This window comes from Streptomyces sp. NPDC001700 (assembly GCF_053596435.1).
On the sequence record NZ_JBSFGE010000071.1, the window covers coordinates 1 to 7,997 of the forward strand.

1 protein-coding gene is annotated in these 7,997 nt (G+C 71.7%); it reads left to right on the forward strand.

Translation table 11 applies throughout. The features are described 5' to 3' along the window. The coding region (locus ACWC5C_RS41955; RefSeq protein ID WP_450884611.1) for an amino acid adenylation domain-containing protein at window positions 1–7,997 on the forward strand (7,997 nt) is incomplete at both ends.

Here is a 7,997-nt window from a genome sequence, read left to right on the forward strand (position 1 = left end):
TCCCCGCCACCTACACCACCCTCCCCGCCCTCCCCCTCACCCCCAACGGCAAACTCGACCACCGCGCCCTGCCCACCCCCGACCACACCACCACCCACAACCGACGCGCCCCCCGCACCCCCGAAGAAGAAATCCTCACCACCCTCTACGCCGACATCCTCAACATCCCCGCAGTCGGCATCGACGACAGCTTCTTCGACCTCGGCGGCGACAGCATCATGTCCATCCAGCTGGTCAGCCGGGCCCGCCGCGCCGGTCTGACCATCTCGGCCCGGGACATCTTCGAGCACAAGACGGTCGAGGGCCTCACCGCGGCGGGTGTCATGGCCGCGCAGGGTGTCGTCGGCGCCGCGGCGGCGGAGCAGATCCCCGCCGTCGGTGAGCTGGCGCTCACGCCCGTCATGCACTGGCTGGCCGAACGCGGGGGCTCTGTCGACCAGTTCAACCAGTCCGTCGTCCTGCACGTGCCCGCCGAGCTGGACGAGCAGCGGCTGCACGCCGTCGTCCAGGCGCTCCTCGATCACCATGACGCGCTGCGCCTGCGGATGCACCAGACCGGCACGCCCGGCGGCTGGTCCCTCAAGATCATGGACCCGGGCGCGGTGGCGGCGGCCACCTGCGTACGACGCGTCGACGCCTCGTCGTCCACCGAGCAGGCGGTGCAGGCGGCGCTCGCGGCGGAGGGCGAGGCGGCCCGGCGCGACCTCGACCCGCGCGCCGGTGCCGTGCTGCGGGCGGTGTGGTTCGACCGGGGGCCCGCCCGTCAAGGCCGTCTCCTGATGGTCGTGCACCACCTCGCTGTCGACGGCGTGTCCTGGCGCATCCTGGCGCAGGACTTGGCAGAGGCCTGGCAGGCCGTGTCCGAGGGGCGTGAGCCCCGGCTCGCGCCGGTCGGCACGTCGTTCCGGCAGTGGGCCCAGGGGCTTTCGGCCGCCGCGCTCGCTCCAGCACGCGAGGAGGAACGCGAGCTGTGGCAGGGCATGCTCGCAGGCCCGGACCCGCTCCTCACCGACCGCGCACTAGATCCGGCACGCGACACCTTCGCCACGGCGGAGAGCCTGGTGCGGCGGCTGCCCGCCGAACTCACCGAGAGCCTGCTGGGGGCCGCGCCCGCGCTCTTCCACGCGGGCGTCGAGGATGTGCTGCTCGCCGGATTCGCGATGGCCGCCACCGAGTGGTCACGCCGTCAGGGGGACGCGACCGCCGGTGTACTCGTTGACCTCGAAGGACACGGGCGTACGGAGCAGATCGTTCCCGGTGCCGAGCTGTCGCGCACCGTCGGCTGGTTCACCAGCGTCTATCCGGTGAGGCTGTCCCCCGGTGCGTACGACACCGTGGGTGCGCGGGCCGGTGGCCCGGCCGCCGGGGTGGTGCTGAAGCGGATCAAGGAGCAGTTGCGTGCGGTGCCGGACAAGGGCATCGGGTACGGGCTGCTGCGCTACCTCAACCCGAGGACGGCTCCCGCGCTCGAGGCGGGCGCCCGGCCGCAGCTCGGCTTCAACTACCTGGGCCGGTTCTCGCCGGGCACGGTCACAGCGGGCGGCGATGTCGCGGACTGGACGATGGCGCCGCTGACCGGGGCCGCCGAGGACCCCGCGCTGGCCCTCGCGCACACGGTGGAGGTCAACGCGGCCACCCACGACGGTCCGCACGGGCCGGAGCTGGTCGCCACCTGGACCTGGGCGGGCGAGCTGCTGGACGAGGGAAGCGTCCGGGAGCTGGCCGACGGCTGGTTCGACGCCCTGGGCGCCCTGGCCCGGCACAGCGCGGCCCCCGGGTCCGGCGGACTGACGCCGTCCGATGTGCCGCTCGCCGAGGTGACCCAGGCCGAGATCGAGGCGCTGGAGGGCGAAGGGGCGCGGCTTGTCGACGTACTGCCGTTGTCGCCCCTCCAGGAGGGCCTGTTCTTCCACAGCGCGTACGACGACGACTCCGAACCCGACTTCTACATGGCACAGCTGGCCTTCGACATCGAGGGCGCGCTCGATGTGGCGGCCCTGCGGACGGCCGCGCGCCTGGTCCTGGACCGGCACACCGCGCTGCGGTCCGCGTTCCGCCGGACCTCGGCGGGCCGACCGGTGCAGGTGGTCGTCGCCGATGCGCCGCTGCCGTGGCGCGAGGTGGACCTGACGCATCTGGATGAGCCGGAGCGCGCGGCGGCCGCGGCGAAGATCCTTGAGGAGGAGTACCGGGAACGCTTCGATCTCGCCAGGCCGCCGCTGCTGCGCTACGTTCTGATCCGGCTCGCCGCGGACCGTTGGCGGCTGGTGCTGACCAACCACCACATCGTGCTCGACGGCTGGTCGCTGCCGATCCTGGTACGCGAACTCCTCGAGTTCTACGCCGCCCCGGGCAGTGCGGCCGAGCTGCCCCGGGTGCGCCCCTACCGTGACTACCTGGGCCACCTGGCCGACCAGGACCGGGACGCCGCGCACACGGCGTGGCGGGAGGCTCTGGCGGGCGTCGAAGGCCCGACCCTGGTCGGCCCTCCCCGGTCGGGTGGCGGCGCCGCCCTCACCCCGGAACGCGTGGAACTGGCCCTCTCCGAACAGGCCACGGCGGCCCTCGCCGCCGGGGCCCGGTCGTGCGGCGTCACCCTGAACACGATGGTGGAGGCCGCCTGGGCGATCGTCGTCGGGCAGCTCACCGGGCGCGACGACGTGGTCTTCGGCGTCACCGTGTCGGGCCGCCCGGCCGACGTGGCCGGGGTCGAGGACATGGTCGGCCTGTTCATCAACACGCTCCCGCTGCGGGCCCGGATGAGCCCCGGGGAGAGCGTGGCCGGTTTCGTGCGCCGCATCCAGCGCGACCAGGCGGCCCTCATCGAGCAGCAGCACACCGGCCTGGCCGAGATCCAGCAGCTGACGGGCCTGGGCGCGCTCTTCGACACCGCCATGGTCTTCGAGAACTATCCGCTCGACGCCGCCGCCCTCGGCGACCTCGCCGGGGCCTCGGGCCTGCGCCTGTCCGGTGCCACGAACCGCGATACCACCCACTACGCGCTCGCCCTGGTGGCCCTGCCCGGCAGTGCGCTCTCCTTCCGTCTCGACCACCGGCCCGACCTGTACGACCGGGCGGCCGCGCAGGCGATCGGCGACCGTTTCGTACGGGTCCTGGAGAGCATCGCCGAGCAGCCCGGTACACCGCTCGGCCGGATCGGCGTCCTCACCGCCGCCGAACTGGACCGCCTCGGCACGGACTGGAACGGGCCCGCACACGAGCTGCCCGCGGCCACCCTGCCGGAGCTGTTCCGCGCCCAGGCGCTGCGCACCCCCGAGGCGGAGGCCGTCGCCTTCGAGGACGACGTGCTGTCCTATGCCCAACTCGACGTGCTGTCCGACCAGTTGGCGCGCCGCCTGCGGTCCGCCGGGCTCGGACCGGAACGCGCGGTGGCCGTGTCGCTGCCGCGCTCCGCCGAACTCGTCGTGACCATGCTCGCCGTCCTCAAGTCCGGGGCCGCCTACCTTCCGGTGGACCCGGACTACCCGGCAGACCGCATCGCCTACATACTCGGCGACGCGGCACCCGGACTCCTGATCACCACCAGTGCGCTGAGCGGCCGACTGGGGTCGCCCGACGTGCCGCGGCTGCTGATGGACACACCTGACGCACCTGACGCACCTGACACACCTGACGAGCTGTCCGCCGCACCCGCCGCGCACGGGTCCCCCGGTACGCCGGTGTCGCCCGAGCCGCGGCACCCGGCCTACATCATCTACACCTCCGGCTCCACCGGCAGGCCCAAGGGCGTCGTCGTCTCGCACGCCGGAGTGCCGGGTATGGCCGCCTCGCAGATCGACGCGCTCGTCGTCGGCCCCGGCGACCGCGTCCTGCAGTTCGCGTCGCCCAGCTTCGACGCCGCGGTGTGGGAGGTCTGCATGGCGCTCCTGGCCGGAGCCTGCCTGGTCATGGCGCCCCAGGAACGGCTCATGCCGGGCGCGCCGCTGGCCACCCTGCTCGTCGAACAGCGGGTGACCCATGTGACGCTGCCCCCGTCGGCGCTGCCGTCCCTCCCCGAGCACGCGATGGCCTCGGTACGGACCCTGGTGGTCGCGGGCGAGAGCTGCCCGGCGGACATGGTGGACCGCTGGTCCCGTGGCCGACGCATGCTCAACGCGTACGGGCCGACCGAAGCGACCGTCTGCGCCACGGTCAGCGAGCCACTGACCGGCGACATCGCGCCCCCGATCGGCCGTCCGATCGTGAACACCCGCACGTACGTGCTCGATTCATCGCTGCGCCCCGCACCCCGGGGCGTCGAGGGCGAGCTGTACATCGCGGGCCCCGGCCTGGCCCGCGGCTACTCGGGCCGCCCCGGCCTGACGGCGGAACGCTTCGTCGCCGACCCGTACGGCGCACCCGGCGACCGCATGTACCGCACCGGCGACCTCGCCAGGTGGACGGCCCGGGGTGAACTCGCATACCTGGGCCGCGTCGACGACCAGGTCAAGGTGCGAGGCTTCCGCATCGAACTCGGCGAAGTGCAGGCCGAGGTGGATCGGGCCCCCGGTGTGGCGCAGAGCGCTGTGATCGTACGGGAGGACCAGCCCGGCGACCGGCGCCTGGTCGCGTACGTCGTGCCACGGGCGCACACCGCTGTCGACGCCAAGGCGCTGCGCACACAGCTCGCCCAGACCCTGCCCACCTACATGGTGCCGTCCGTGTTCGTGGAGGTCGGCGCGCTGCCGCTGACCGCGAACGGCAAGCTGGACCGCAAGGCCCTGCCCATGCCGGAGTTCACCGGCCACGCGACCGGCCGCAGGCCGCGATCCCCGCACGAGGAAATCCTCTGCACCCTGTTCGCCGAAGTACTCGGCGTACCCGACGTCGGCATCGACGACAGCTTCTTCGACCTCGGCGGACACTCACTGCTCGGGACGAGGCTGATCAACCGGGTCCGCTCCGTGCTGGGCGTCGAGGTCGCGGTGCGCCGCCTCTTCGAGGCACCGACGGTCGCTGGCCTGGCTGCCGTGCTCGGCTCGGCGGACGGAGCCCGCCCGGCCCTGACGGCACGGCCGCGACCCGAGCGGATACCGCTGTCCTTCGCCCAGCAGCGCCTCTGGTTCCTGAACCGGTTCGAGGGGCCGAGCCCCACCTACAACCTGCCCGCCGCGCTGCGCCTCACCGGCGCACTGGACCGCGACGCCCTGCGGGCCGCGCTGACGGACATCGTGACCCGGCACGAAAGCCTGCGCACGGTCTTCGCCGAGGAGCCCACAGGTGCACACCAGGTGGTGCTCGACCCGCATACGGCGCGCCCGGAGCCGACCGTCGTCCGCGTCAAGGAGAGCGAACTCACGGATCGCATCGCGGAAGCGGTCCGCCATGGATTCGACCTGGCAGCCGAACTCCCGCTGAAGACATGGCTGTTCGAGATAGACCCGCACGAGCATGTGCTCCTCGTACTGATCCATCACATCGCCGGTGACGGCTGGTCGATGGGCCCGCTGGCCCGCGACCTCACCACCGCGTACGCCGCCCGCACGGTCGGCCATGCTCCGGCCTGGGCCCCGCTTCCGGTGCAGTACGCCGACTTCACGCTCTGGCAGCGTGAGGTGCTCGGCTCCGAGGACGACCCCGACAGTGCCCTCGCGCGGCAACTCAATTACTGGCAGCGGACATTGGCCGACCTGCCCGCCGAGCTGGAGCTGCCCACCGACCGCCCGCGCCCGGAGCGGTCGACCTACCGAGGAGACTCGGTCCCGATCGAGGCCTCGGCCGAGCTGCACCGCCGGATCGAGGAGGTGGCGCGGGAGCATCAGGCGAGTCCGTTCATGGTGGTGCAGGCCGCGCTGGCCGTGTTGTTGTTCCGGTTGGGCGCGGGTGTCGATATTCCGATCGGCTCGCCGGTGGCGGGTCGTACGGATGACGCGGTGGAGGACCTGGTCGGGTTCTTCGTGAACACGCTGGTGCTGCGCAATGACCTGTCGGGGAATCCGACCTTCTCGGAGCTGATCGCCCGGATCCGCGAGACCGACCTCGCGGCGTACGCGCACCAGGACGTCCCCTTCGAGCGGCTGGTGGAGGTGCTCAACCCCGAGCGCTCGATGTCGCGCCACCCGCTCTTCCAGACGGTTCTGGAGTGGAACAACGACGAGCAGAAGGCCGCCCTCGACACGGTGGAACAGCTGCCCGACCTGAGCGTGGCACCGGAATCCGCCGCGACGGGTGCGGCGAAGTTCGACCTGGTCTTCCACCTGTCCGGGATACGTGACACCGATGGTGGTCCTGCGGGCCTGCGGGGCGAGTTGGAGTTCAACGCCGACTTGTTCGACCGGTCGTCGGTGGCGGTGTGGGGTGAGCGGTTCGTCCGGGTGCTTGAGGGGCTGCTCGCGGAGCCGGGACGTGGGGTCGGGCTGGTTCCGGTGCTCTCGGCGGGTGAGCGGCGGGAGGTTGTTCAGGCCTGGGCTGCGACGGATAGCGAGCCGATGGCTGGTGGCGGGTCGTTGGTGGACCGGTTTGAGGCCCGGGTCGCCGCTTGTGGTGGCGCGGGGGTCGCGGTGTCGTGTGAGGGGGAGTCGCTGTCGTATGGGGAGCTGAACGCGGCGGCGAACCGTCTGGCGCGGCTGCTGGCGGGCCGGGGGGTGGGTCCTGAGTCGCTGGTGGCGGTTGCTCTGCCGAGGTCGGTGGAGATGGTGGTGGCGCTGCTGGGCGTGCTGAAGGCGGGGGCGGCGTATGTGCCGGTGGACCCGTCGTACCCGGCCGACCGGATCGCCTACCTCCTGGAGGACGCGAACCCGGCACTGGTCATCTCCGGTCTGGAGGTCACCGCTCAGCTGGGTGGTACGGACTGGCTGCTGCTCGATGACCCCGGCACAGCCGCTGAACTCGCCGCGAATTCGGGCACGGACCTCACAGATACCGACCGGGTGGGGGCGTTGCTGCCCGAGCATCCGGCGTATGTCATCTACACCTCTGGTTCGACGGGTCGGCCCAAGGGGGTAGTGGTCGCCCATGCCCAGGTGGTGCGGCTGTTCACGGCCACGGACCACTGGTTCGGATTCGGACCGGACGAGGTATGGACACTGTTCCACTCCTACGCGTTCGACTTCTCGGTGTGGGAGCTGTGGGGCCCGCTGCTGCACGGCGGCCGCCTGGTCGTGGTCCCCCATACCGTCAGCCGCAGCCCGGAACAGTTCCTGGAACTGCTGGTCCGCGAACAAGTCACCGTCCTGAGCCAGACACCGTCGGCGTTCTACCAGCTGATCCAGGCCGACACCGAGAATCCCCAGCTCGGCGATGACCTGGCCCTGCGATACGTGGTGTTCGGGGGTGAGGCGCTCGACCTGGGCCGACTGGCCACCTGGTATACGCGGCATGGCGGTCGTGGCCCACGGCTGGTGAACATGTACGGCATCACCGAGACCACCGTCCACGTCACCCACCGGGCCCTCGACCAGGAAACCGCGTCCGGTCAGCACAAGTCGTTGATCGGCGGTCCGATCCCGGACCTGCGCCTGTACATCCTGGACTCGGCCCTGCAGCCCGCCGCCCCCGGAGTGACCGGGGAGATGTATGTGGCCGGTGCGGGTCTGGCGCGCGGCTATCTCAACCGGCCCGCGCTGACCGGTGAGCGGTTCGTCGCCGACCCCTGCGGCGGTGTCCCGGGTGCGCGTATGTATCGCACGGGTGATCTGGCCCGGTGGACGGCGGACGGGGAGTGGGAGTACCTGGGCCGGGCGGATGACCAGGTGAAGATCCGGGGCTTCCGTATCGAGCTGGGCGAGATCCAGACCGCCCTGACCACCCACCCCGCCCTCGCCCAAGCCGCCGTCATCGTGCGCGAAGACCGGCCCGGTGACCGGCGTCTGGCCGCCTACACCGTCACCACCCCCGGCCACACCACCCCCAACCCCACAGCACTACGCACCCACCTGTCGGCCACCCTGCCCGACCACATGCTCCCCGCCACCTACACCACCCTCCCCGCCCTCCCCCTCACCCCCAACGGCAAACTCGACCACCGCGCCCTGCCCACCCCCGACCACACCACCACC